This is a genomic window from Micromonospora sp. NPDC049204 (assembly GCF_040647935.1).
GTDB lineage: Bacteria > Actinomycetota > Actinomycetes > Mycobacteriales > Micromonosporaceae > Micromonospora.
Window position 1 is genome coordinate 608,478 of the sequence record NZ_JBEZDC010000003.1, and the last position, 21,815, is coordinate 630,292.

Consider the following 21,815-nt stretch of genomic DNA (forward strand, 5'->3'; position numbering starts at 1 on the left):
GTCGGATCCGGGATCCCGGGGGTGCGCACCAGCTGACCAGCCGGACCAGGCAGGCTGGGGGGCATGCGGGAACCATGGGTGATCGGGGTCTCCGGGGCCTCCGGCACGCCGTACGCGGCGGCCGTTCTCGGCGGATTGCTCGACGCGGGCGAGGCGGTGGACCTGATCGTGTCCCGGGCGGCCCGACTCACCGTGCTCGACGAGACCGGCCGACCGTTCCGCGACGGGCACTGGGCCGAGGACCTCGCCGGTTGGCTCGACCGGGACCTGACCGGAGCGGACGTGCGGTACTGGCCGGCGGGCGATCTGGCCGCGGGGCCGAGCAGCGGCTCCTACCGGGTACGAGGCATGGCAGTGGTCCCGGCCAGCACGGCGGCCTGCGCGGGCATCGCGATCGGGCTGTCCAAGGACCTGTTGCAGCGCGCCGCCGAGGTCAACCTCAAGGAACGGCGGCCCGTGGTGGTGGTCCCCCGGGAGACACCGGTGACCCGCAGCCACCTGGAGCACCTGATCGCGCTGCACGACGCCGGCGCGGTGGTGCTGCCGGCGAGCCCCGGCTTCTACGGTGCCGGCGCGGCGGCCAGCGCCCAGCAGTTGGTCGACTTCGTCGCCGGCAAGGTGCTGGACGCGCTCGGCGTCCCGCACAGCCTGTTCCGCAGGTGGTCCGGCCAGCTCGGCGCGGACCGGAGCTGAGCTGTCGGCTCAGCGCGTGTCGTCGTGCCGCCCGACCCGATCCGGCCGAAGCGGTACGCGGACCGGACTGACGTCCGGTCCGCGTGGCGTAGTCCGCACCAGTTCAGTACATGCCGGCGTTGGCCGGACCCGGCCCCGTGGATGCGGCCGGCCCCACATTGCGGGGCTTTCCGACCTCGTCCACCTCGTCCAGCATGCCCTCCCCCTCAAGCAGGGCTCGCACCTCGGATTCCCGAAACCGGCGATGCCCGCCTGGAGTCCGGATGCTTCCTATCCGGCCGGCCGCCGCCCATCTCGTCACAGTCTTCGGGTCCACCCGAAACAGCGCGGCGACCTCACCCGGTGTCAGCAGGCGATCTCCAGTGTCCACAGCCCCCTCCTCGCGTCGACGAAGCCCCTGGCTGAACACACTGCCCCCGGCTGGTGCGAGCCCAGAGCCGTCATGAGGGACGTATGGCAATTACAGCACCAGGGACCTGGCCTGTCCGCCAAACGCGAAAAATGCACTGACTGGGAAGTTAGTAAATGGTACTGGTGCAACCCCTGCCTTGACCGTCGGTTCTTGAACAGTTACTCACTGTTTGGTCCAACGGATACTGAAGGCGTCGCGTTACGCGTAACCGGCTAAGGTCACTCTCCGTGGACGCCATCGACCTGACCCTCGTCGACCTGCTGCGCGGCAACGCCCGCCTGTCGTACGCCGAGTTGGCCCGGCAGGTGGGCCTCTCGGCCCCGGCCGTGCACGAGCGGGTCGGCAAGCTGGAGAGCAGCGGCGTGGTCCTCGGCTACCGCGCGGACGTGGCCCCGGAGGCGATCGGGCTGGGAGTCACCGCGCTGATCGGCATCGTCGAGGACTCCGGCGCGGACAGCGACGACATGCTCGAGTCGCTGCGCGTGCTGCCCGAGATCGAGTCCTGCTACTTCATGGCCGGGGTGGAGTCGTTCCTGCTGAAGGCGCGGGTCGGCACGATCGCCGAGTTGGAGCGGTTGATCGTGCGGTTGAACCGGACCCCCGGGGTGGCCTCCACCCGCACCGCCATCGCGCTCTCCACGAAATGGGAGAACCGCCCCCAGTCGGTCGGCCCGACCACGGCCTGACCGTCGCGTACCCCTGGTGTCGCCGGATCGGCCGGCGGTAGCGTGCGCCGATGACCCCGCAGGGACGTCGCGTGGCAGTGGTGACCGGTGCTGCCGGCGGCCTGGGCCGCGCCATCGCCGCCGCGCTGCACGCCGACGGCTGGTCGGTGCTGCTCACCGACCTCGACGCCCGGGCGGTGGGCGCCGCCGCGGCACCGCTCTCCGGGTGGTCGGCCGTCCTGGACGTCCGGGACGAGGACGCCTGCGCCGGCATCGCCGCGACGGCGGCCGGCCGCGGTGACCTCGCCCTCTGGGTCAACAACGCCGGCATCCTGAGCACCGGGCCGTCGTGGGAGCACGACGGCGCGACCCGCCGCCGGATGCTCGACGTCAACGCCCACGGCGCCATGAACGGCACCCTCGCCGCGCTGGCCGTCATGCGCGAACAGGGCCACGGCCACGTGCTCAACGTCGTCTCGCTGGCCGGGTTGGTCGCCGCGCCCGGCGAGACGGTGTACGCGGCCAGCAAGCACGCCCTGCTGGCCTTCAGCCTCGGCACCCTCTCCGACCTGCGGATGGCCGGCTACCGGCGGATCCACGTCTCCTGCCTCTGCCCGGACGGCATCTGGACCCCGATGCTGCACGATCGGCTGGACGACCCGGGGGCGGTGGCCTCGTTCACCGGGTCGATGCTGACCGCCCAGCGGGTGGCCGCCCGGGCGGTCCGGCTGGCCCGCCAACCACGCCCGGTGGTCAGCCTGCCGCGCTGGCGGGGAGCACAGGTACGCCTGCTGGACGCGCTGCCCCGGCTCGCCGTCGCGCTCACCCCGCTGGTCCGGGCCGCCGGCCGGGCCGGCCAACGCCGGCAACTCTGCAGGTCCACGCCACCGGACCGGCGCTGACCGCCCCTGACCTGCTTGCTACGTTTCCGAGCGTGACTCATCTCGACCGGTGCGACGAGGCCAGCCGGACCTGGGTGACGGAGGCGATCGCCACCGTCGAGGCGGACGCGAACCGCTCGGCCGACACCCACCTGCTGCCGTTCCCCCTGCCCCGGGCCTGGGGGATCGACCTCTACCTCAAGGACGAGTCGTCCCACCCCACCGGCTCACTGAAGCACCGCCTGGCCCGTTCGCTGTTTCTCTACGGGCTCTGCAACGGCTGGATCGGGCCGAGCACCACGATCGTCGAAGCGTCGTCGGGCTCCACGGCGGTCTCCGAGGCGTACTTCGCCCGGATGCTCGGTCTGCCGTTCATCGCCGTGATGCCCTCCTCCACCTCGCCCGAGAAGATCGCGCAGATCGAGTTCCAGGGCGGCCGGTGTCACCTGGTGGACGACCCCGCGACAGTGGTGGTCGAGGCGCGCTGGCTCGCCGAGGACTCCGGCGGGCACTTCATGGACCAGTTCACCTACGCCGAGCGGGCGACCGACTGGCGGGGCAACAACAACATCGCCGAGTCGATCTACGCGCAGTTGGAGTTGGAGCGGCACCCGATTCCCGCCTGGGTCGTCGTGGGCGCCGGCACCGGGGGCACCAGCGCGACCATCGGCCGGTATGCCCGGTACCGCCGGCTCGCCACCAAACTCTGCGTGGTCGACCCGGAGAACTCGGCGTTCTACCCGGCCTGGCTGGCCGCCGACTGGTCGGTACGGACCGGAAAGGGCTCCCGGATCGAGGGGATCGGCCGCCCCACCGTGGAGGCGTCGTTCCTGCCCTCGGTGGTGGACCGGATGGTCCAGGTGCCGGACGCGGCGTCACTGGCCGCGATGCGCGCCGGATCGGCGCTCCTCGGACGCCGCGTGGGCGGCTCCACCGGCACCAACCTGTGGGGTGCGTTCGGCCTGATCGCCGGGATGCTCGCCGAGGGCCGGACCGGCTCGGTGGTCACCCTGATCTGCGATCCGGGCGACCGGTACGCCGACACCTACTACTCCGACGACTGGGTGACCGCCCAGGGCCTCGACCTGACGCCGCACCTGGCCGCGATCGAACATTTCCTGACCAGCGGCGCCTGGCCCCGCTGAGTTCGGCGGGCGCGGTCAGCGCGGATCGATCCGCTCGGCCAGCCCGGGGTAGCGGACCACGTAACCGCTGTCGTCCAGATCGATGTCGGCGGTGAAGGTGCCGCTGGCGAAGCGCACCCGACCCGGCCCGAGCCCGCTGTAGATCTGCTCCGCCGCCACCACCTCCAGACCGGGCAGCAGCACCCAGGCAACGGTGATCCGGTGGGCCAGATCGGCCGGCTCGGCGGCCAACCCGAGCCGGTGGACCGGCAGGGTGTTGAACAGCGGCGAACCGCTCAGGTCGACGTCGAGCGCGTCGGCCAGCCGGTCCGGGTCGTCCGTGCCCGGCAGACCGGCCCGCGGGTGACCGGCGGCGACCAGTGCCGCGTCCAGGTCCCCCTGCTCGGCGGTGGTCACCCGCCACCGGTCCGCGGACCGCTCCAGCTTGACCCTGCGCAGCCAGCCCAGCCCTTCGGCCTCGACCTCGACCCGCGTGGTGGTCCAGTCCGGCGCGGTGGTCAGCTGGTATCGGGCGGTCCAGGGGATCGGGTCCACGGCGAGCAGCGTGCCCCGAGCCGTCAACCCGCGACCATCGTCGAGCAGCACCTGCTCGCTGCCGGCGGTGTCCGTCCGGGACCAGAAGATCGACTTAGGCATGGTCGGCATGAGCCGGACGTTACGCGACCGGGCCGACATCGGCAGGGCATGCGCGAACGCCGCCGCGAAGGACGAGCTCCGCGACGGCGTTCGGGTGGATCAGTGGATCAGTGGGTACGCGCCGGCGGTCGCCCGCCGAAACCGCGCCGGTCGTCGCGCGGGCGGTCGTCGCGCGGCCGGTCGTCGCGGGGACGGTCGTCCCGAACACGGCTCTCCGGGCGGAAGCCACCCCGGGTGTCGCGGTCACCAAAGCGACGCTCACCGGTCGGGCGGTCCCCGTACTGGCGGTCACCCTGCGGACGGTCGCCGAAGCGACGCTCGCCGGTCGGACGAGCGTCCCGGTCGCCGAACTGCGGCCGGTCGCCGAACCGGCGCTCGCCCTGCGGCCGGTCGCCGTAACCCCGGGTGTCCCGATCGGCGTAACGCCGCTCGCCCTGCGGGCGGTCGCTGTGCTGCCGCTCGCCCTGCGGGCGGTCGCTGTGCTGACGGTCCCCGTACTGGCGGTCGCCCTGCGGGCGGTCGCCGAAGCGACGCTCGCCGGTCGGCCGGTCACCGTAACGCCGCTCGCCCTGCGGGCGGTCCCCGTACTGGCGGTCGCCCTGCGGGCGGTCGCCGAAGCGACGCTCGCCGGTCGGCCGGTCACCGTAACGCCGCTCGCCCTGCGGGCGATCACCGAACCGGCGCGGGCCGCCGGAGCGGTCGTCGAAGCGACGCGAGCCGCCGGAACGGTCGCCGTAGCCCCGGGGCTCCGCCTCGAGGCGAACCGGGACGCCGCTGGGCTCGCGGGCACCGACCAGCTCGGCCAGGGCCTGGTCGCCGACCCGCACCCGGGTCTCGGCCGGCGCGACGCCGGCCTTCTCCATCATCGCCAGGGTGGTGCGGCGCTGCTTGGGCAGCACCAGGGTCGCGACCGCGCCGGACTCGCCAGCGCGAGCCGTACGCCCCGCGCGGTGCAGGTAGTCCTTGGGGTCCTTCGGCGGGTCGACGTGCAGCACCAGGGTGACGCCGTCGACGTGGATGCCCCGAGCCGCCACGTCCGTGGCGACCAGCACGTTCATCCGGCCCTCACGGAACTCGGCCAACGTCTTGGTACGCATCCGCTGGGTCTTGCCGCCGTGCAGCCCACCGGCGCGTACGCCGACCGCCGCGAGTTGCTCGACCAGACGGTCCACGCCGAGCTGGGTGCGGGCGAAGACCATCGTCCGGCCGTCCCGCGCGGCGATCGAGGCCGCCACCGGGAACTTCTCGTGCGGCGGAATCAACAGCATGTGGTGATCCATGGTGGACACCGACGCGGTGGAGGGCGCCGTGGAGTGCGTCACCGGATCGGTCATGAACCGCCTGACCAGCGCGTCGACGTCACCGTCGAGAGTGGCCGAGAAGAGCAGCCGCTGACCGTTCGCGGGGGTCTTCGACAGCAGGTCGGTCACCTCGGGCAGGAAGCCCATGTCGGCCATCTGGTCGGCCTCGTCGAGCACCGTGACCTCGACGTCGTCGAGCTGGCAGATGCCCCGCTCGATCAGGTCGCCGAGCCGGCCCGGGGTGGCGACGATGATCTCCACGCCGCGCCGCAACGCGTCGATCTGACGGTCGTACGGGACACCGCCGACGGCGGTCTTGAGGAAGATGCCGACGGACTTGCCCAGCGGCAGGAGCGCGTCGTTGACCTGCATGGCCAGCTCGCGGGTGGGAACCAGGACCAGGGCGCGCGGACGCATCGGCCGGGCCCGGTTGCGCTTGGCCAGCCGGGCGATCATCGGCAGACCGAAGGCCAACGTCTTGCCCGAACCGGTCTGCCCCCGGCCCAGCACGTCACGGCCGGCCAGCGCGTCCGGAACGGTGGCCCGCTGGATCTCGAACGGGCTGGTGATGCCCTGCTGGCTCAGCGCCCGGACCAGCGGCTCGGGCAGGCCGAGGGAGGCGAAGGTGATCGGATCGGGGGCCACCGTCGGGGCGGCGGTCTCGGCCGGCGCGGTGCCGGCCTCGCTCGGGGAGGCGTCGAGTTGCTCCCGGGCGGTGTCGGTCGTCGGAGCTGAGTGGGTAACGGACGTAACAGTGCTGGGGTCAGCAGAGGTGGTCAACAAAAGCCTTTCGAGCGGGGCGCATCTTCGCGATGGCCTGCCGCGGCTGTGCCGCCGGATCGCCCGCAAGATCGCCCAGGGGCGCACACCACGCGCGCCGGGTCAGTGATCTCAGCAAGTGTACGGCGATCCGGCGAAGCCGCCAGCCGGTTGCCGGACGGTAGTGGGCGGACTCACCATCGTCCCGCTCGGTGGCTCACCCGTTGAGCACGTTGCCCACCAGACCGTCAAGCGCGTCACCAGCGAGGAGTACGACCATGACGCTGATCGCCACCAGCAGCCCGAGGGCGGCGGCCAGGACGATCATCACCCGGGTGTTCCGGGATCGTTCGGCCGGCGTGTCCGCCCATCCCTGGGCCAGGATGTGCCCGGTCAGCGACCCGGAATTCTCCACCGCGTTGGCGGGGATCGCGATCGTGGCGAAGCCCGGCCCATCGCCGCTGCCGTAGACGGTGCCGGCCAGGTCAGAGCCGCCGTCGTGCCGGCCGCCGCTGGCCGCGCCCCGGGCGGTGGAGCCACCCGAAGGCTTGCCTGTCGACGCGGCCCCGAGCGGGCTTCCGCCGCCATCCCCGGTCGAGCGGGAAGCGCCGGAGGCCACGCGCGGCTGTCCGCTGTCACTCCCGGCCGACCGGGAAACGCCGGTGGTGGACGGCGGCCAACTCGGCAGGGCGGGCGCGGGCACCACGGGCGGCGCGGAGACGGGTGCCCCGGTCCACCCGTCGCCGGAGGCCGGGCGTGCCGTCCCGACGGTGGACGGCCACCCACCCGACGGTGCGGAAACCGCCGCGCTGGCCCGCACGCCGGGCGTGTCGATCATCGCTGGCGGCGGCGGGAACGGTGGTGCCGGCATCGGGCCGGGCGGGCCGGGTGGCGCCGGCACCGGCGGACCGGGTGGCGGCACGGGCGGGCTCGGAATGGGCGGCGCCGGCGGACCCGGAATGGGCGGCATCGGCGAGGGCGGCGGGATGGGTGGACCCGGAACGGGCGGGACCGGACCGGGGGACGGCGTGGGCCGGGGGGCCGGCCCGGGCGTCGGCCTCGGGTCGGGCGGGTACGGCCCCGGGGCGGGAGCGGGCTCCGGTTCGGCTGGCGACGGCTGGGTCGGCCCAGGACCGGGTGGCGGGGGTGTCGGCTCCGGCGGCTGGGCGGGCTCGGGTGCCTGCCCCGGGTCGGCTGGCTCGGGGCGCACCGGTCCGGCCCGGTACACGCCGGGCGTGCTGCTCCGGGCGTCCGGAGCGCCCAGGGCATCGGGCGTGGCCCGACTGCTGCCGGGAACCGTGGCGCTGGCCCGGGCCGGCGCGGCCGAGTCGTTGCGCTGCCCCGGCAACGAGACGTCGACGGGGCCGGGTGACCCGGACGAACCGGCTGAGCCGGTCGCGCGGTAGGTGGTCGCGCTGACCGGGGCGCTGGCCGGCAGGTCACTGCGGAGAGCCCCGGCGGTCGCGACGCTGGCGCGGGCGCGTACCGGTGCGGCGGCCTGCTCCGGTTGATCTCCGGCGGGGGCAGACTGGCCGCCGCTGGGGCCGGTGACTACCGGCTGTCCGGCGTCCGGGCCGGGAACGTCCGCGCCGACCCCGCTGCTGCCGAGAGCAGCGCCAGCGTCGCCGGAGGCGTCGTCACCGGTGGCGATGTCGTCCGAAACCGGGCTGGCGGCGGTGCTGGCCGGGCCGGCGTCCGTGCTGGCCGGGCCGGCGTCCGTGCTGGCCGGGCCGGCGTCCGTGCTGGCCGGGCCGGCGTCCGTGCTGGCCGGGCCGGCGTGAGGGTCCGCCGGGCTGGAGGCGGTGCGGGCCGGGCTGGCGGCAGGGGACGCCGCGGAGGCGTCGGTGGGGGACGCCGGGTCGACGGTGCCCGGCCCGGATGGGTCGGCTTGCTCGACCCTGGGGTCGACAGTCTCCGCCGGATCACTCTGCTCGGCCATCTCCGCCCTCCGTGCCACGCTCGCACCCGGACCCGAGACGTCGGGTCGGATGTGCCTGGATGTCACGGTGCCACAGATCGTCCCGAGCGGACAGCCGGAGCCGGTCGTGGCGGATCAACCAGTGGCGCTGGGGCTGCCCGTCGAGCTGCCGCTGCCCGTCCCGCTCGTGCTGGCCTTCGGTGTGCTCGGCGGTTCGCCGCTGCTCGGTGCGCTGGTGGGCGCCGAGGGCAGCGTCGACGGCGTGTTGTCCGGGGTGGCCGGCGGGGTCTCCGAGGCGCTCTCGGTCGGCGTGGGCGGCGGTGGCGTCGTCGTCGGCGGTGGCGTCGGCGGTGGCGGCGTCGTGGGCGGTGGCGTCGTCGCGCTGTCCGTCGGCGTCGGGGTGGTGGTCGGTCCGCTCGGCGGCGGCGTGGCCGACCCGGTGGGCGTCGGATTGGTCGTCGGCGTGGGCGTCGGCTTCGGGGTGGGCTTGATGGTGGGCGGCGTGACCGGCACGGTGGGAACGGTCACGATCGGTGCCGGCACCGCGCCGATCACCCGGGTCGCGGCATACAGCCGAGACCAGCTGACCACCGAGATCTTGACGACGTCGCCGGTGGTGGGCGCCTGCACCATCTTGCCGTTGCCGATGTACATGGCGACGTGGTGGATCGTCGTCCAGCTGCTGCCGGACGCGAAGAAGAGCAGGTCGCCGGGGAGCAGCGCGCTCTGCGGCACGGTCCGGCTCCGGGTGGCGGCGTACTGGTCGCGGGAGACCCGCGGCAGGTCGAAGTAGTCGGCGCCCGGGGACCGGTACGCCGCCCACATCAGACCGGAGCAGTCGAACTGATTCGGGCCCTCCTCGGACCACTTGTACGGGTCGCCGAGCTGGGCCAGCGCGTAGCGGACCGCGGCCATCGCGCGGGGGTGCGCGGCCATCCCGCTGATGTTCTGGTTGGTGACGTAGCCGGCGCCGAACTGCTGCTCGGTGGCTTCCTGCTGGCGCTCGATCTCGATCAGCTGGGTGGCGTTGTTCTTGCGCAGCGTGAGCAGGCTCGCCTCGGCCGCGCGGAGTGCCGTCTCGCCCGTGGTGAACTGCGACTGGGCGGCGGTGAGCAGATCCTTGGCTTCGGTGTGCTTCTGGTAGGCGGCCTGCTCGTCGGCGCGGGCCCGGGCCAACGCCCCGGCCACCCCGGTGGTGCCGCCGTCGACCTTCTCGCCGCGGGTGATCTGCTGCAGGCGGCTCAGCCCACGGAGGTCCTGGGCGAAATCGCCGGGCGGCAGCGCGGCGTCTGCCTTGACGGCGTCCGCGGCGGCCGCGTCGGCGTCCTGCTGAGCCCGGAGCAGGGCGTCCTGCGCGGTCGCGAGCACCTTGCCGGCCGCGTCGAGCTGGGCCTGGGCGTCGGTGCGTTTCTGCCGACTCTTCAGCAACTCCTCGCCGAGCGTGCCGACCTGGGTCTCGGCGGCGTAGATCTGTGCGGCCAGCGGGCCGGTGCCGATGTTGCCCACCGGAGGCGTCGGGGCACCGCCGAAGGGCGGGACGCCGGGCGGCTGGAGCGCGCCGACCGCCGGCGGGCGGGCGCCGATGTCCGGCACGGTCGTGGGCACCGCGGGATCGGCGTAGACGGGGGTGGCCATCACGGCGGCGGCGATCGCGCCGAGCAGGGCGGCCCAGAGCTTCGGACGCAGGACCGGCGAGATCACCGGGCTCCGTCGTCGCTGCCGTCGCCCGCGCCCGCTGTAGACCATTCCGCTCCCCGTTCGACCGCTCGTCGCCGCGCTCGGTGGGCGCGGCCGCCGGGACGGTACCAGTGTGTGTGTTCCGCCCCACCTTGTTACTACCGCACCTCGCCACTCATGTCGATGCGTTGCAGGGTTACGGGAGGCTGAGAGTCTGGTGAAGTGGGTCGCTGTCGCCGACCGTGCCGCCGGGGTGCTCGGCCCCTCGACGTACGCTCGATTCGACCGCAGGTGGAAGGGACGTGCCATGGACGCCGGACTCAAGCGTGAGCTCGAAGCGAAGGTGTACGCCGGTGAGCGGCTGACCCGCGAGGACGGGGTCGCCCTCTACGAGAGCGACGACCTGACCTGGCTGGGGCGGCTGGCGCACCACAAGCGCACCGAGCTGAACGGCGAGCGGGTGATGTTCAACGTCAACCGGCACCTCAACCTGACGAACGTCTGCTCGGCGTCCTGTGCGTACTGCTCGTTCCAGCGCAAGCCGGGCGAGAAGGACGCGTACACGATGCGCATCGACGAGGCGGTCCGCAAGGCCAAGGAGATGGAGGACGAGCAGCTCACCGAGCTGCACATCGTCAACGGCCTGCACCCCACGCTGCCCTGGCGCTACTACCCGAAGGTGCTGCGCGAGCTGAAGGCGGCGCTGCCGAACGTCAAGCTCAAGTGCTTCACGGCGACCGAGGTGCAGTGGTTCGAGAAGATCAGCGGCCTGAGCGCCGACGAGATCCTCGACGAGCTGATGGACGCCGGCCTGGAGTCGCTGACCGGTGGTGGCGCGGAGATCTTCGACTGGGAGGTCCGGCAGCACATCGTCGACCACGCCTGCCACTGGGAGGACTGGTCGCGCATCCACGCCCTGGCGCACAGCAAGGGCATGAAGACCCCGGCCACCATGCTGTACGGCCACATCGAGGAGCCCCGGCACCGGGTCGACCACGTGCTGCGGCTGCGCGAGTTGCAGGACGAGACCGGCGGCTTCGCGGTCTTCATCCCGCTGCGCTACCAGCACGACTTCGTCGACTCGGCGGACGGCAAGATCCGTAACCGGATCCAGGCGCGCACCACGATGGCCTCGCCGGCCGAGTCGCTGAAGACGTTCGCCGTGTCCCGGCTGCTCTTCGACAACGTGCCGCACCTGAAGAACTTCTGGGTGATGCACGGGCTGTCGGTTGCCCAGCTCTCGCTGAACTTCGGCGTGGACGACCTGGACGGCTCGGTCGTCGAATACAAGATCACGCACGATGCCGACTCGTACGGCACCCCGAACACGATGCACCGCGACGACCTGCTGCACCTGATCTGGGACGCCGGTTTCCAGCCGGTCGAGCGGGACACCCGCTACAACGTGGTGCGCGAGTACGACAAGGCCCCGTCGCTGGCCGAGCGCCGCGCCGAGCCGCAGCAGGTCTGGGCCTGAGCCGCCACGTACCCTCGCAGTCGATGACCGAGCAGAGTGGTTCCGAGCAGCAGGGCGGGTTTCCCCGTCGGGACGCCGAGGGGCGCGTTCGTACCCTTGGTGATCTGCTCGGGGTCTGCCTGGCCGGTCTGGTGATCGGTGCGCTGGCGTTGGTGTTGTTCGACTGGGCGTTCGCCTCGCTCGGGGCCGGCGACTTCGGGCACACCAACGGCTGGCTGGCCGTGATCCTGCCCGCCTGGCTGTTCTGGGACGATTTCCGGGCCTGGTCGTTCGGCGCGGCCCGGGTGGTGGCAGCGGTGGTCGCCGCCGCCGTCGGGGTGTTCGTCGGGCTGCTGATCGCCGGTCTGGCCGCCGACCTGCCGACGCTGCTCTCCGGGACGTTGGCGGCGGGGGCCTTCACCGTGGCGTACGCGATGATCTGGTTCCCGGGGGTCCGCTGGCTGACCCGCCGGACCGGCTGACCGGGACCGCCCGCCGGGCGGATCGACTGTCCCGCCGGCACCGGCGGGCGACGGAGAGAACGGAGTGGTGCAGGTGAGCGCCGCGCTCAAGTACACGCTGGGCCGGATCGGGCTGTTCGTCGCCGTGCTGGCGGGCCTCTGGCTGGTCGACATGAACGTGTTCCTGAAGCTGATGTTGGCGCTGGCCTTCTCCGCCGCGCTCTCCTTCTTCCTGCTGCGCGGTTGGCGCGACGAGTTGGCGGGGGAGATGGCCGACGCCACCGAGCGCCGCCGCACGGAGAAGGAACGCCTCCGCACCGCCCTGGCCGGCGAAGACCAAGACCCCACCCCCAACGAAGGCCCCCAAGGCCCCGACACCACGCGTTGATCAAGAGGTTTGCGTCACCGCAAGCCGATTCCTTGACGCAAACCTCTTGATCAACCGCGTTCGGCGGGCCGGGGTGGGTGGGTTGGGGCGGTGGGTTGGGTCGGCTACCAGTTGGTGGAGTTGTCGGCCTTGGGCCAGGGCTTCGAGACTGGCTTGATCAGGTACGCGATGCCGCCGGAGCCACCGGAGACGCCGCCGCTGGCGTTCGTGCGCTTGGTCCGCAGCCAGATCTGCTCGAACTGCGCGCGCTTGTAGACGTTGCGCACCACCTCGTTGCTGGACGACGCGGGGTCGTTGACGATCACGTCGCCGTCGGCGGTGAAGCCGACCACCACGAAGAGGTGCCCGGAGGTGCCGTAGTTCGCCCCGTCCAGCTCGCTGGCGAGGAAGGACTGGCTGGTCACGACGGGGATGCCGGCGGCGATGAACCGCTCCAGCTCGTCCAGTGAGTGCAGTCGGGTCACCCGACCCTCCAACCCCGGGTAGCTGGCCGCGTACGCGGTGTTGAACGGCCAGTTGCCCGCGCCGTCGTACGCGTAGTCGAAGGTCATCCGGGCGGCGTGGTTGACGGTCGGGTCGGGGTAGGTCGGGTCCACCCAGGAGGTGTCGGCCGCCGACGGCTTGCGACCCCAGTACTCGACCACCATCTCGGTGGAGGTGGGCGAGCACCACGCCTCGCCGCCGCCGTCGTACTCGGGGTAGTGCCCGGCGTGCACGTTCTGCGAGTAGCGCGGCACCGGCAGCTCGACGCCCCAGGCGATGTGCCCGGCGCTCGGCGGCACGGTGAAGCGGTCCGGCACCGTCGAACTCATCGCGCCGAGCATCCGGACCACCGGCGCGGCGGTCTGCCCGGGTGCCCGGTAGAGGGTCAGCCGCAGCTGGTACGACCGCAGAAGCACCCCGGCGGCGGCGTCGTCGATGCTGAAGGTGTCGGTCCAGATCGTCGACCAGGGATCGCCCTGCGGCTCGACGCTCGTCCGCTTGATGTCGGTGTCGCCGGACGCCCAGCGACCCAGGACGTACCACGGGGTGTGGTCTCCGCTGGTGTAGCCGCCCTGCATCTCCACCTGGATCCAGGTGCCGGCGGGGGTCTCCGCGTTCCACGAGGCGATCAGTTCGGTGGCGTCGAACCCGATCCGGGTCACCGGTGAGGTCCAGGTGCCGTACTCCCAGGTGCGGGTGCTGCCGGTGTGTGGGTCGGCGTACTCGGTGGTGCCGGCGGGGCGGGCCAGGGTGAGGCCCGCTCGGGCGCCGGGCACGACGCGGGTGCCGTCCCGGCTGCCCCGGTGCCAGTCGGCGGGCCCGGACCAGTCCTGGTATGTGATCTGCTCGTCGTGGCGGGCGGCGGGTGGGCGGCCGGCCATCGCGGGCGCGGTGGTGGCGAGCAGGGTGAGCGCGGTGACGCCGGCGAGGGCGCCCGCGCGCAAGCGGGATCTGGCCATGAGTGCTCCGCGGGTGTCGAGAGGGGCATCGTCGCTGGTCAGTTTTCCGCTCGGAAGGAAGTTTCGCCAGATGTTGGCGCATGGAAAATCATTGCCGCCGCGATGATCCGCCTGGGATGGACCAGCTAACGATCAATATTGATATGACCATGTGACAGATGGTGAAGTGTCCTTCACCGAGCGGGATCTCCCGCCCATCGAGGAGGTAGTCCATGGCCCTCCGCACTCCCACCCCTCTCCGCCGCGTCCTGGTGCTCGCTGTCGTCACCGGGCTGGGCATCGTCACCGTCGCCGCCGGTCCGGTATCCGCCCGACCAGCGCCGGACCGCACCTCCGAGCCGGCCGCCGCCGCCAGCTACCGGGTGCTAGGGCCCCGGACCCTCGCCGACCGCAACGCGGTGGCCCGCACCGGAGCCGCCATCGACTACTCCGAACACGGAGTCCTGCACATCTCGGCGACCGCCGGTGAGGCCGCCGCGATCGGCAAGCTCGGCTTCCGGCTCGAACCGCTCGCCCCGCCGCCCAACGCCGAGCGCGGCGCCGGCGACTTCGGCGCGCTGGCCTTCCCGCCCGCCGACTCCAACTACCACGACTACGCGGAACTGACCGCCGTCGTGAACCAGGTCGTCGCCGACCACCCGGCGATCGCCCGCAAGATCAGCATCGGATCGTCGTACGAGGGCCGCGACCTGATGGCGGTGAAGATCTCCGACAACGTCGGCACCGACGAGAGCGAGCCGGAGATCCTCTTCAACTCCCAGCAGCACGCCCGCGAGCACCTGACCGTGGAGATGGCGATCTACCTGCTGAACCTCTTCACCGACAGCTATGGCAACGACTCCCGGATCACCAACATCGTCAACGGTCGCGAGATCTGGATCGTGCCGACGGTCAACCCGGACGGCAGCGAGTACGACATCGCCACCGGGTCGTACCGGTCCTGGCGCAAGAACCGGCAGCCCAACAGTGGTTCGTCGAACGTCGGCACCGACCTGAACCGCAACTGGTCCTACAACTGGGGTTGCTGCGGCGGCTCGTCCGGCACCACCTCGTCGGAGACCTACCGTGGCCCGTCGGCGTTCTCCGCCCCGGAAACGCAGGCGCTGCGCAACTTCGTCAACGGCCGGGTGGTCGGCGGTGTGCAGCAGATCAAGGCGAACATCGACTTCCACACGTACTCGCAGTTGGTGCTCTGGCCGTACGGCTACACCACCGCGAACACCGCGACCGGGATGAGCGCGGACCAGTACAACACCTTCGCCACCATCGGCCAGCAGATGGCCGCCACCAACAGCTACACCCCGGAGCAGTCCAGCGACCTCTACATCACCGACGGGGACAGCCTCGACTGGATGTGGGCCACCCACAACATCTGGGCGTACACCTTCGAGATGTACCCCGGTTCGTCCGGCGGCGGCGGCTTCTACCCGCCCGACGAGGTGATCCCCGCCCAGACCACGCGTAACCGGGAGGCCGTGCTGCTGCTCAGCGAGTACGCCGACTGCCCGTACCGGGCCATCGGCAAGCAGGCGCAGTACTGCGGCGGTGGTGGCGGCACCACGGTCTGGTCGGACACCTTCGAGACCGCCACCGGGTGGACCATCAACCCGTCCGGTACCGACACCGCCACCCTCGGCGCGTTCGAGCGGGGTGCCGCCCAGGCGACCACGTCCTCCGGCGCCAAGCAGCTCACCCCGTACGCCGGGTCCAACGACCTGGTGACCGGCCGGCTGGCCGGCTCGGCGGCCGGTGACTACGACGTCGACGGCGGCGTGACAAGTGCCCGGTCCCCGGCGGTGACCCTGCCGTCGTCCGGGACGCTTACCCTCTCGCTCGCCTGGTACCTGGCGCACGGCTCGAACGCCTCGTCGGCGGACTACCTGCGGGTGAGCGTGGTGCACAGCGGCGGCACCACCGCGCTGCTCAGCCAGGCCGGCGCGGCCAGCAACCGCAACGGGAGCTGGGCGGTAGCCAACCTCAACCTCACCCCGTACGCCGGGCAGTCGGTCCGCATCCTCGTCGAGGCGGCGGACGCCTCCGGAGCCAGCCTCGTGGAGGCCGCTGTGGACAACGTCACCATCACGTCCTCCTGAGCGGGTGGGGTCCCGTCCCGCCCCGACGGGGCCCCACCACCCCTCCCGAGCCTCCAGATCCGGGACATATGCCTCCCTGTGGCGGTCACGCCAATCGACGTACGACGATCGAAGCTTGATCGATCTGGCCTGTCCCGCCGGTGCGCTACCGTCTTAGCGACCAGTCCGCAGCGAAGCCGGTGCGAAACCCGGCGCTGTCCCGCAACTGTGATGCCCCACCGGCCGGTGGGGATGAGCCAGGTCGCCTACGGATCGGTCGCGATACGCGCTCTCGAGGAAGGGCGCCTCGTGGGCGGGCGTACGAAAGTCCCTGTCGGCGAAGCACCACACTCCTCGACCGACAGGAGGCCCCCATGTTCAGACGTACCCCTCGGCTCTTCGCCGCGACCCTCGCGGTCGCCGCGCTCGCCCTCGGCGCCTGCGCCGAGAAGGCCGACGACAAGCCCAGTGCCGGCACCGCGGCCGCGACGTACCCGGTCACGGTCGGCGCGCTCACCCTCGACAAGCGCCCCGAGAAGATCGTTGCGCTGTCGCCCACCGCCACCGAGATGCTCTTCGCGATCGGTGCCGGCCCGCAGGTCACCGCCGTCGACGACCAGTCGAACTACCCGGCCGACGCGCCGAAGACCGACCTCTCCGCCTTCCAGCCGAACGCCGAGGCGATCGCCGGTAGGAATCCCGATCTCGTGGTGCTCTCCGACGACCGCAACAAGATCGTCGAGCAGCTCGGCAAGCTGAAGATCCCGGTCTACCTGACGCCGGCGGCGACCACGCTCGACGACTCGTACCGGCAGATCACCGAGCTGGGCACGCTGACCGGGCACGCCGACCAGGCCGCCGACGTCGCCACCCGGATGAAGGACGACATCGCCAAGCTGGTCAAGGACCTGCCGCAGCGCGCCGAGAAGCTCACCTACTTCCACGAGCTGGGCCCGGAGCTGTACAGCGCGACGAGCAAGACCTTCATCGGCTCGCTCTACAGCCAGGCCGGCCTGACGAACATCGCCGACCCGGCCGACGCGGACGGCAAGAGCGCCGGCTACCCGCAGCTGTCGCAGGAGTTCATCGTCAAGGCCGACCCGGACTTCGTCTTCCTGGCCGACGCCAAGTGCTGCCAGCAGAGCGCCGACACGGTCAAGGCTCGCAGCGGCTGGGCGGGCCTCACCGCGGTGAAGAACAACCAGGTGATCGCGCTGGACGACGACATCGCCTCCCGCTGGGGGCCACGAGTCGTGGACCTGCTCCGGGTGATCATCGACGCGGTCGCCAAGGTGCCCGCGTGACAGTCGTCCGTCGGTGACCGGGCCGCTGCCCGCGGCCCGGCCTGCCGGGCTGCGGATGCGTTGGCTGGTCGCCGGGGTGTTCGCGGTGCTCGTCGCGCTCGTCGTCGGGGTGTCGCTCGGCCCGGTGAGCCTGCCCCCGGGCAGCGTCGCCGCCGAGCTGCTCAACCTGATCCCGGGCGTGCACCTCGACAGTGGGCTGACCGAGCGGGAGACCGCGATCGTCACCGAACTGCGACTGCCCCGGGTGGTGCTGGGCCTGCTCGTGGGCGGTCTGCTCGCCATGGCCGGCGGGTGCTACCAGGGTGTGTTCCGCAACCCGCTGGCCGACCCGTACCTGCTCGGTGTGGCCGCGGGCGCCGGCCTCGCGGTCACCGCGGCGATCGCCCTCGGCGGCGCCGGTCGGGAGGGCACGCTCTCCGGGCTGCCGATGACCATCCCGCTGGCCGCGTTCGCCGGTTCGCTGCTGGCCGTCACGATGACCTACGTGCTCGGCGCGGCCGGCGGGCGACGCGGATCGCCCGCGATGCTGATCCTGGCCGGGGTGGCGGTCTCCGCGTTCCTCTCCGCCGGGCAGACGTACCTGCTGCAACGACACTCCGACAGCATCCAGCCGGTCTACTCCTGGCTGCTCGGTCGGCTGGCCACCGCCGGTTGGCACGACGTGCTGCTGGTGCTGCCGTACGCCGCGCTGACCACGGTCGTGGTGCTGCTGCACCGCCGTGAGCTGGACGTCCTCGCGGTCGGCGACGACGAGGCGAGGAGTCTGGGCCTGCACCCGCAGCGCACCCGGTACCTGCTGATCGCCGCCGCCTCCCTGGGCACCGCGGCGGCGGTCTCCGCCACCGGGCTGATCGGCTTCGTCGGCATCATCGTGCCGCACACCGTCCGGCTGCTCGCCGGATCGAGCTACCGGGTGATCCTGCCGATGTCGTTGCTGTTCGGCGGCGCGTTCCTGGCGCTCACCGACGTGGTGGCCCGCACCGCCGCCGCTCCCTCCGAGGTGCCGATCGGGGTGGTTACCGCACTACTGGGCGGCCCGTTCTTCGTGCTGGTGCTGCGGACCGCCCGACGGGTGCTCACATGAGCCGCGAGCCGGCCGCCGGCCCGTCCGGCGGTCTTTCGTCCGGCGGTCTTTCGTCCGTGGGGGGCGGCGGCGTCGTGCCGGCGGTCGAGGTGCGCGGGCTGCACGTGCGCCTGGACGGCACGCCGATCCTGACCGGCGTCGACCTCACCGTCGCCGTCGGCGAGTGGGTCACCGTGATCGGCCCGAACGGCGCAGGCAAGTCGACCCTGCTGCGCGCCGTCGGCGGCCTGCTGCCCGCGCCGGGGACGATCACCCTCTTCGGTACGGCGAGCGCCGCGCTGCGTCGGCGGGACCGCGCCCGGGTGGTGGCCACGGTGGCGCAGTCCCCGGTGGTGCCGCCCGGCATGTCGGTGCTGGACTACGTGCTGCTCGGACGCACCCCGTACATCCCCACGCTGGGCCGGGAGTCGACCGCCGACCTCGACGCCGTGCACGAGGTGCTCGGCCGGTTGGACCTCACCGGCTTCCACCGCCGTGAGCTGGCCACCCTCTCCGGAGGCGAGCGGCAGCGGGTGTTCCTCGCGCGGGCGCTCGCCCAGGGCGCGACGCTGCTGCTGCTCGACGAGCCGACGAGCGCGCTCGACATCGGGCACCAGCAGGAGGTGCTGGAACTGGTCGACCAGTTGCGCCGCGAGCACGGCCTGACCGTCCTCGCCACGATGCACGACCTCTCCCTGGCCGGCGAGTACGCCGACCGGATGGTCATGCTCGCCGGCGGTCAGGTGGTGGCCGCCGGAACCCCGGCCGAGGTGCTGACCGAGCACCTGCTCGCCGCCCACTACCGGGCCAGCGTGCGGGTCGTCCCCGGCGCCCACGGCCCGCTGGTGGTCCCGGTCCGCCCCACCCGGCCCTGAGCGCGCACGCGCCGGGTCAGGGACCCAGGTCGATGACGGAGAAGAGGGCGCCCTGGGGATCGCGGAGTGCGGCGAAGCGGCCCGCCGGGATGTCGCGGGGTGGGACGAGGATCGTGCCGCCCAGCTCGGCGGCGCGGGCCGCGGCGGCGTCCGCGTCGGTCACCGCGAAGTACACCGTCCAGTACGCGGGCAGGTCGGCCGGGAAGTCGTCGGCCAGCGGCGGCATCATCCCGGCGACGATCTGCGTCCCGAGCCGCCACCCGGTGTACGTCATCGGGCCGACCGCCTGGTCGTCGGGCTGCCAGCCGAACACCAGCTCGTAGAAGACCTTCGCGCCCTCGGGGTCGGGGGTGACCAGTTCGTTCCAGCTCATCGCGCCCGGCACGTTGAACACCTCGGCGCCGGCCATCGCCAGCGGCTGCCAGACGCTGAACGTGGCGCCCGCCGGGTCGGCGAAGACCGCCATCCAGCCGCGGTCGAATACCTCGAACGGCGGCACCACCACCTGCCCACCGGCCCGTTCGACCCGGCCGGCGACCAGTTCCGCGTCGTCGGTGGCGAGGTACGTCGACCAGATGGGCACCTGGTCCGGGATCGCGGGCGGCCCGGCCCCGGCCACCGGTCTGCCGTCGAGCAGGAAGACCGTGTAACCGCCCGCCTCGGGCTCCGGGGTGACCCGGCCGGTCCAACCGAACAGCTCGGGGTAGAAGCGCCGCGCGTCGGTCAGGTCCGGGGTGGCCAGGTCGGCCCAGCAGGGCGTGCCCGGCGGGACGGTGCTCACGGTCAAAGACCCCTCTCGGCCCGGGTGGCCACCGCGGCCCCCTGCCGGAATCCTGGCACCGTCCCGCTGCGGCGCGGGGCGGAAACGGACGAATCGTCAGCTGAACCGGCGACCCTCGTCCCGTCGGTACGCCCAGGCGGCGAGCGCCGCGAGCAGCACCACCCAGACGCCGAGCATGATCATTGCCAGCGGCTCGACGGGGTAGTCACCGACCCCCGACCACATCAGTTCGGCCGCGCCCCGGGTGGGCAGGAACGGCGCGATCGTCTCGATGAAACCGGGCGCTTCTCCCGGCGCGGAGAGCAGGCCGCCGCCGAACGCGAGCGGCAGGAAGACCACCTGGGCCACCACGATCGCGGCCTTGCTCGGCAGCGAGTAGCCGATGGCGAGGCCCATCAGCGTGAACGGCACCGAGATGACGGCCACCGTGACGGCGGTCAACAGGAACGCCGCCAGCGTGATCCGGGCCGCCGTGAGCGTCGCGCCGATGACCACGACCGGGATCAGCGAGAGGTACGTCAACGCCAGGCCGGCCAGCACCCGACCCGCGAAGCGGGGCGCCGCACCGGCCGGCAGGGTCCGGGTGTACGGGTTCCACGGCTGGTCGCGGTCCTCCGCGACGCCGACCCCGTACTGGAAGATGTTGGCGCTCATCACCGAGAAGGTGACCATCGACGCGGTGGCGAAGGTGGCACCGACCGCGTCGTCGCGGGCGAACGGCACCACGAAGAAGATCATGGCAGCGGCCGGGAAGAAGGCGCTGCCGACGACGGCCACCGGGATCCGGATGGTCTCCAGAAGCTGGTAGCGGGCGTGGACCAGGGCAAGCGGCACGGTGGCCTCCTCAGGCGGTGGTGGTGAGGCCGCCGGCAGCGGCGGTAGCGGGCCGGTCGCCGCTGGCGGGTCGGTCCCCGCCGGGCGCGTCCTCGCTGGTGATGGCGAGGAACGCCTCCTCCAGCGAGGTCGGCCGCACCTCCAGGTCGCTGAAGGGGGTCCCGGCCGTGACCAACGCCCGGACCAACTCGTCGGCGTCGGTGGTGAGCAGGTGCAGCCGCCCGTCGATCCGTTCACTGCGAACGACCCCGGGCAGGTCGGGGAGGTCGTCGGTGACCAGGCTGACCCGACGTACGCCGACGATGCCGCGCACCGCGTCCACCGTGTCGTCGGCGAGCACCCGGCCCTGCCCGATGACGACCACCCGGTGTGCCAGCGTCTCCACCTCCTCCAGGTAGTGGCTGCTCAACAGCACCGTCCCGCCGTCGGTGTGGAACGCGCGGATCGCCTCCCACAGGGTGTGCCGGGCGGCCACGTCCAGGCCGGTGGTCGGTTCGTCGAGCAGCACCAGGCGGGGCCGGCCGACGAACGCCAGCGCCACCGCCAGCCGACGCCGCTGCCCACCGGAGAGGCCGCCACACTGCCGTCGGACGAGATCGTCCAGACCGAAGCGGTCGAGCAACTCCCCACGCGGCACCGGGTCCGGGTAGTGCGCCGAGACGAAGTCGACGACCTCACCGACGCGCAGCGTGCCCGGCAGGCCGGTCTCCTGCGGAGTGACGCCGATCTGCCGGCGGCTCACCGGGTCGCGGGGGTCGCCGCCAAACAGCTCGACCCGCCCGGACGTGGGGCGGCGCAGACCCACCAGCAGGTTCATCAGGGTGCTCTTGCCGGCGCCGTTCGGCCCGAGGAGGCCGACCAGCTCACCGGCCCGGACCTCCAGGTCGACGCGGTCGAGGGCGAGGACGTCGCCGTACCGGCGGCTGGCCTGGTCGGCGCGGACGAGGGTCATGACTGCTCCATAAGATTGTTGATGTCCGGGATCGATGTCTCGGATGCCCGGAGCGGTGGGGTGTGGCTGATGGCTGCTTGCCCGTGGTGGTTCCGAAGGA

The 21,815-nt window shown here is 72.3% G+C and carries 20 protein-coding genes; 11 read left to right on the forward strand and 9 right to left on the reverse strand.

Translation table 11 applies throughout. From position 1 onward, the window contains the following. Window positions 1–63: 63 nt before the first annotated feature. Window positions 64–693, forward strand: a complete 630-nt coding sequence (locus AB0A90_RS08930) for a UbiX family flavin prenyltransferase (protein ID WP_357243980.1) — start codon at window positions 64–66, stop codon at window positions 691–693. A 103-nt stretch (window positions 694–796) separates the two neighbouring features. Here AB0A90_RS08930 and AB0A90_RS08935 read toward each other — a convergent pair whose 3' ends face one another. Next, on the reverse strand, window positions 797–1,063 hold the full coding sequence (locus tag AB0A90_RS08935) for a BldC family transcriptional regulator (protein WP_007454516.1): 267 nt from the start codon (window positions 1,061–1,063) through the stop codon (window positions 797–799). A gap of 269 nt (window positions 1,064–1,332) precedes the next feature. Between AB0A90_RS08935 and AB0A90_RS08940 the strand changes: the two genes are divergently transcribed. The 3 genes from AB0A90_RS08940 to AB0A90_RS08950 are packed head-to-tail and all read left to right on the forward strand — an operon-like array spanning window position 1,333 to window position 3,796. Then, window positions 1,333–1,791, forward strand: a complete 459-nt coding sequence (locus tag AB0A90_RS08940) for an Lrp/AsnC family transcriptional regulator (protein WP_357243983.1) — start codon at window positions 1,333–1,335, stop codon at window positions 1,789–1,791. Window positions 1,792–1,841: 50 nt separating this feature from the next. Further along, a complete protein-coding gene (locus tag AB0A90_RS08945) occupies window positions 1,842–2,672 on the forward strand; it encodes an SDR family NAD(P)-dependent oxidoreductase (RefSeq protein ID WP_357243986.1) in 831 nt (276 codons plus the stop codon). A gap of 32 nt (window positions 2,673–2,704) precedes the next feature. Then, window positions 2,705–3,796 carry a PLP-dependent cysteine synthase family protein gene (locus AB0A90_RS08950; protein ID WP_357243989.1) on the forward strand — a complete coding sequence of 364 codons (1,092 nt, stop codon included), beginning with the start codon at window positions 2,705–2,707 and terminating at the stop codon, window positions 3,794–3,796. Window positions 3,797–3,811: 15 nt separating this feature from the next. Here AB0A90_RS08950 and AB0A90_RS08955 read toward each other — a convergent pair whose 3' ends face one another. The 4 genes from AB0A90_RS08955 to AB0A90_RS08970 form a co-directional block, all read right to left on the reverse strand. Further along, the gene (locus tag AB0A90_RS08955; RefSeq protein WP_357244117.1) at window positions 3,812–4,432 is read right to left on the reverse strand and encodes a putative glycolipid-binding domain-containing protein; all 621 of its coding nucleotides are present in this window, start codon (window positions 4,430–4,432) and stop codon (window positions 3,812–3,814) included. A gap of 107 nt (window positions 4,433–4,539) precedes the next feature. Further along, the gene (locus AB0A90_RS08960; protein ID WP_357244120.1) at window positions 4,540–6,378 is read right to left on the reverse strand and encodes a DEAD/DEAH box helicase; all 1,839 of its coding nucleotides are present in this window, start codon (window positions 6,376–6,378) and stop codon (window positions 4,540–4,542) included. 331 nt (window positions 6,379–6,709) lie between these two features. Continuing rightward, window positions 6,710–8,431: a hypothetical protein gene (locus AB0A90_RS08965; RefSeq protein ID WP_357243992.1), complete on the reverse strand. Its 1,722-nt coding sequence runs from the start codon at window positions 8,429–8,431 to the stop codon at window positions 6,710–6,712. A 114-nt stretch (window positions 8,432–8,545) separates the two neighbouring features. Further along, window positions 8,546–10,156, reverse strand: coding sequence for a C40 family peptidase (locus AB0A90_RS08970; protein WP_357243995.1), 1,611 nt, complete (start codon window positions 10,154–10,156; stop codon window positions 8,546–8,548). Window positions 10,157–10,394: 238 nt separating this feature from the next. Here AB0A90_RS08970 and mqnE point away from each other — a divergent pair, with 238 nt between their 5' ends. The 3 genes from mqnE to AB0A90_RS08985 all read left to right on the forward strand — a co-directional run bounded on the left by mqnE (window position 10,395) and on the right by AB0A90_RS08985 (window position 12,392). Next, the gene (gene mqnE / locus AB0A90_RS08975) at window positions 10,395–11,564 is read left to right on the forward strand and encodes an aminofutalosine synthase MqnE (RefSeq protein ID WP_091395685.1); all 1,170 of its coding nucleotides are present in this window, start codon (window positions 10,395–10,397) and stop codon (window positions 11,562–11,564) included. Between the two features lie 23 nt (window positions 11,565–11,587). Beyond that, window positions 11,588–12,025 (forward strand): hypothetical protein, encoded by a 438-nt coding sequence (locus AB0A90_RS08980; protein WP_357243998.1) that lies wholly within the window; start codon window positions 11,588–11,590, stop codon window positions 12,023–12,025. A gap of 73 nt (window positions 12,026–12,098) precedes the next feature. After that, on the forward strand, window positions 12,099–12,392 hold the full coding sequence (locus AB0A90_RS08985) for a DUF4229 domain-containing protein (RefSeq protein WP_357244123.1): 294 nt from the start codon (window positions 12,099–12,101) through the stop codon (window positions 12,390–12,392). A gap of 104 nt (window positions 12,393–12,496) precedes the next feature. Here AB0A90_RS08985 and AB0A90_RS08990 read toward each other — a convergent pair whose 3' ends face one another. Then, window positions 12,497–13,834 carry a C39 family peptidase gene (locus AB0A90_RS08990; protein WP_357244000.1) on the reverse strand — a complete coding sequence of 446 codons (1,338 nt, stop codon included), beginning with the start codon at window positions 13,832–13,834 and terminating at the stop codon, window positions 12,497–12,499. Window positions 13,835–14,046: 212 nt separating this feature from the next. Between AB0A90_RS08990 and AB0A90_RS08995 the strand changes: the two genes are divergently transcribed. From AB0A90_RS08995 to AB0A90_RS09010, 4 genes are all read left to right on the forward strand, one after another. Continuing rightward, window positions 14,047–15,927, forward strand: coding sequence for a M14 family metallopeptidase (locus tag AB0A90_RS08995; protein WP_357244003.1), 1,881 nt, complete (start codon window positions 14,047–14,049; stop codon window positions 15,925–15,927). A 353-nt stretch (window positions 15,928–16,280) separates the two neighbouring features. Continuing rightward, window positions 16,281–17,210 carry an ABC transporter substrate-binding protein gene (locus AB0A90_RS09000; protein ID WP_357244007.1) on the forward strand — a complete coding sequence of 310 codons (930 nt, stop codon included), beginning with the start codon at window positions 16,281–16,283 and terminating at the stop codon, window positions 17,208–17,210. 55 nt (window positions 17,211–17,265) lie between these two features. Further along, a complete protein-coding gene (locus AB0A90_RS09005; RefSeq protein ID WP_357244126.1) occupies window positions 17,266–18,294 on the forward strand; it encodes an iron ABC transporter permease in 1,029 nt (342 codons plus the stop codon). After that, entirely contained in the window at window positions 18,291–19,148 is an 858-nt protein-coding gene (locus AB0A90_RS09010; protein ID WP_357244009.1) for an ABC transporter ATP-binding protein, read from the forward strand. The genes AB0A90_RS09005 and AB0A90_RS09010 overlap by 4 nt, the downstream gene beginning before the upstream one ends. Window positions 19,149–19,164: 16 nt before the next feature. On the opposite strand, the gene AB0A90_RS09015 is transcribed toward AB0A90_RS09010, so the two are convergent. The 3 genes from AB0A90_RS09015 to AB0A90_RS09025 all read right to left on the reverse strand — a co-directional run bounded on the left by AB0A90_RS09015 (window position 19,165) and on the right by AB0A90_RS09025 (window position 21,715). Then, a complete protein-coding gene (locus tag AB0A90_RS09015; protein WP_357244012.1) occupies window positions 19,165–19,929 on the reverse strand; it encodes a VOC family protein in 765 nt (254 codons plus the stop codon). Between the two features lie 96 nt (window positions 19,930–20,025). Next, entirely contained in the window at window positions 20,026–20,763 is a 738-nt protein-coding gene (locus AB0A90_RS09020; protein WP_357244015.1) for an ABC transporter permease, read from the reverse strand. Window positions 20,764–20,773: 10 nt separating this feature from the next. Beyond that, the gene (locus tag AB0A90_RS09025; RefSeq protein ID WP_357244018.1) at window positions 20,774–21,715 is read right to left on the reverse strand and encodes an ABC transporter ATP-binding protein; all 942 of its coding nucleotides are present in this window, start codon (window positions 21,713–21,715) and stop codon (window positions 20,774–20,776) included. Between the last annotated feature and the right edge of the window lie 100 nt (window positions 21,716–21,815).

Excerpts from the sequence above, each read along its gene's own strand:
- AB0A90_RS08930 (WP_357243980.1), top strand. The coding sequence starts at position 64 with ATGCGGGAACCATGGGTGATCGGGGTCTCCGGGGCCTCCGGCACGCCG.
- AB0A90_RS08945 (WP_357243986.1), top strand. The coding sequence starts at position 1,842 with ATGACCCCGCAGGGACGTCGCGTGGCAGTGGTGACCGGTGCTGCCGGC.
- AB0A90_RS08955 (WP_357244117.1), bottom strand. The coding sequence starts at position 4,432 with ATGCCTAAGTCGATCTTCTGGTCCCGGACGGACACCGCCGGCAGCGAG.
- AB0A90_RS08965 (WP_357243992.1), bottom strand. The coding sequence starts at position 8,431 with ATGGCCGAGCAGAGTGATCCGGCGGAGACTGTCGACCCCAGGGTCGAG.
- AB0A90_RS08970 (WP_357243995.1), bottom strand. The coding sequence starts at position 10,156 with ATGGTCTACAGCGGGCGCGGGCGACGGCAGCGACGACGGAGCCCGGTG.
- mqnE (WP_091395685.1), top strand. The coding sequence starts at position 10,395 with ATGGACGCCGGACTCAAGCGTGAGCTCGAAGCGAAGGTGTACGCCGGT.
- AB0A90_RS08980 (WP_357243998.1), top strand. The coding sequence starts at position 11,588 with ATGACCGAGCAGAGTGGTTCCGAGCAGCAGGGCGGGTTTCCCCGTCGG.
- AB0A90_RS08990 (WP_357244000.1), bottom strand. The coding sequence starts at position 13,834 with ATGGCCAGATCCCGCTTGCGCGCGGGCGCCCTCGCCGGCGTCACCGCG.
- AB0A90_RS08995 (WP_357244003.1), top strand. The coding sequence starts at position 14,047 with ATGGCCCTCCGCACTCCCACCCCTCTCCGCCGCGTCCTGGTGCTCGCT.
- AB0A90_RS09000 (WP_357244007.1), top strand. The coding sequence starts at position 16,281 with ATGTTCAGACGTACCCCTCGGCTCTTCGCCGCGACCCTCGCGGTCGCC.
- AB0A90_RS09005 (WP_357244126.1), top strand. The coding sequence starts at position 17,266 with ATGCGTTGGCTGGTCGCCGGGGTGTTCGCGGTGCTCGTCGCGCTCGTC.
- AB0A90_RS09010 (WP_357244009.1), top strand. The coding sequence starts at position 18,291 with ATGAGCCGCGAGCCGGCCGCCGGCCCGTCCGGCGGTCTTTCGTCCGGC.
- AB0A90_RS09025 (WP_357244018.1), bottom strand. The coding sequence starts at position 21,715 with ATGACCCTCGTCCGCGCCGACCAGGCCAGCCGCCGGTACGGCGACGTC.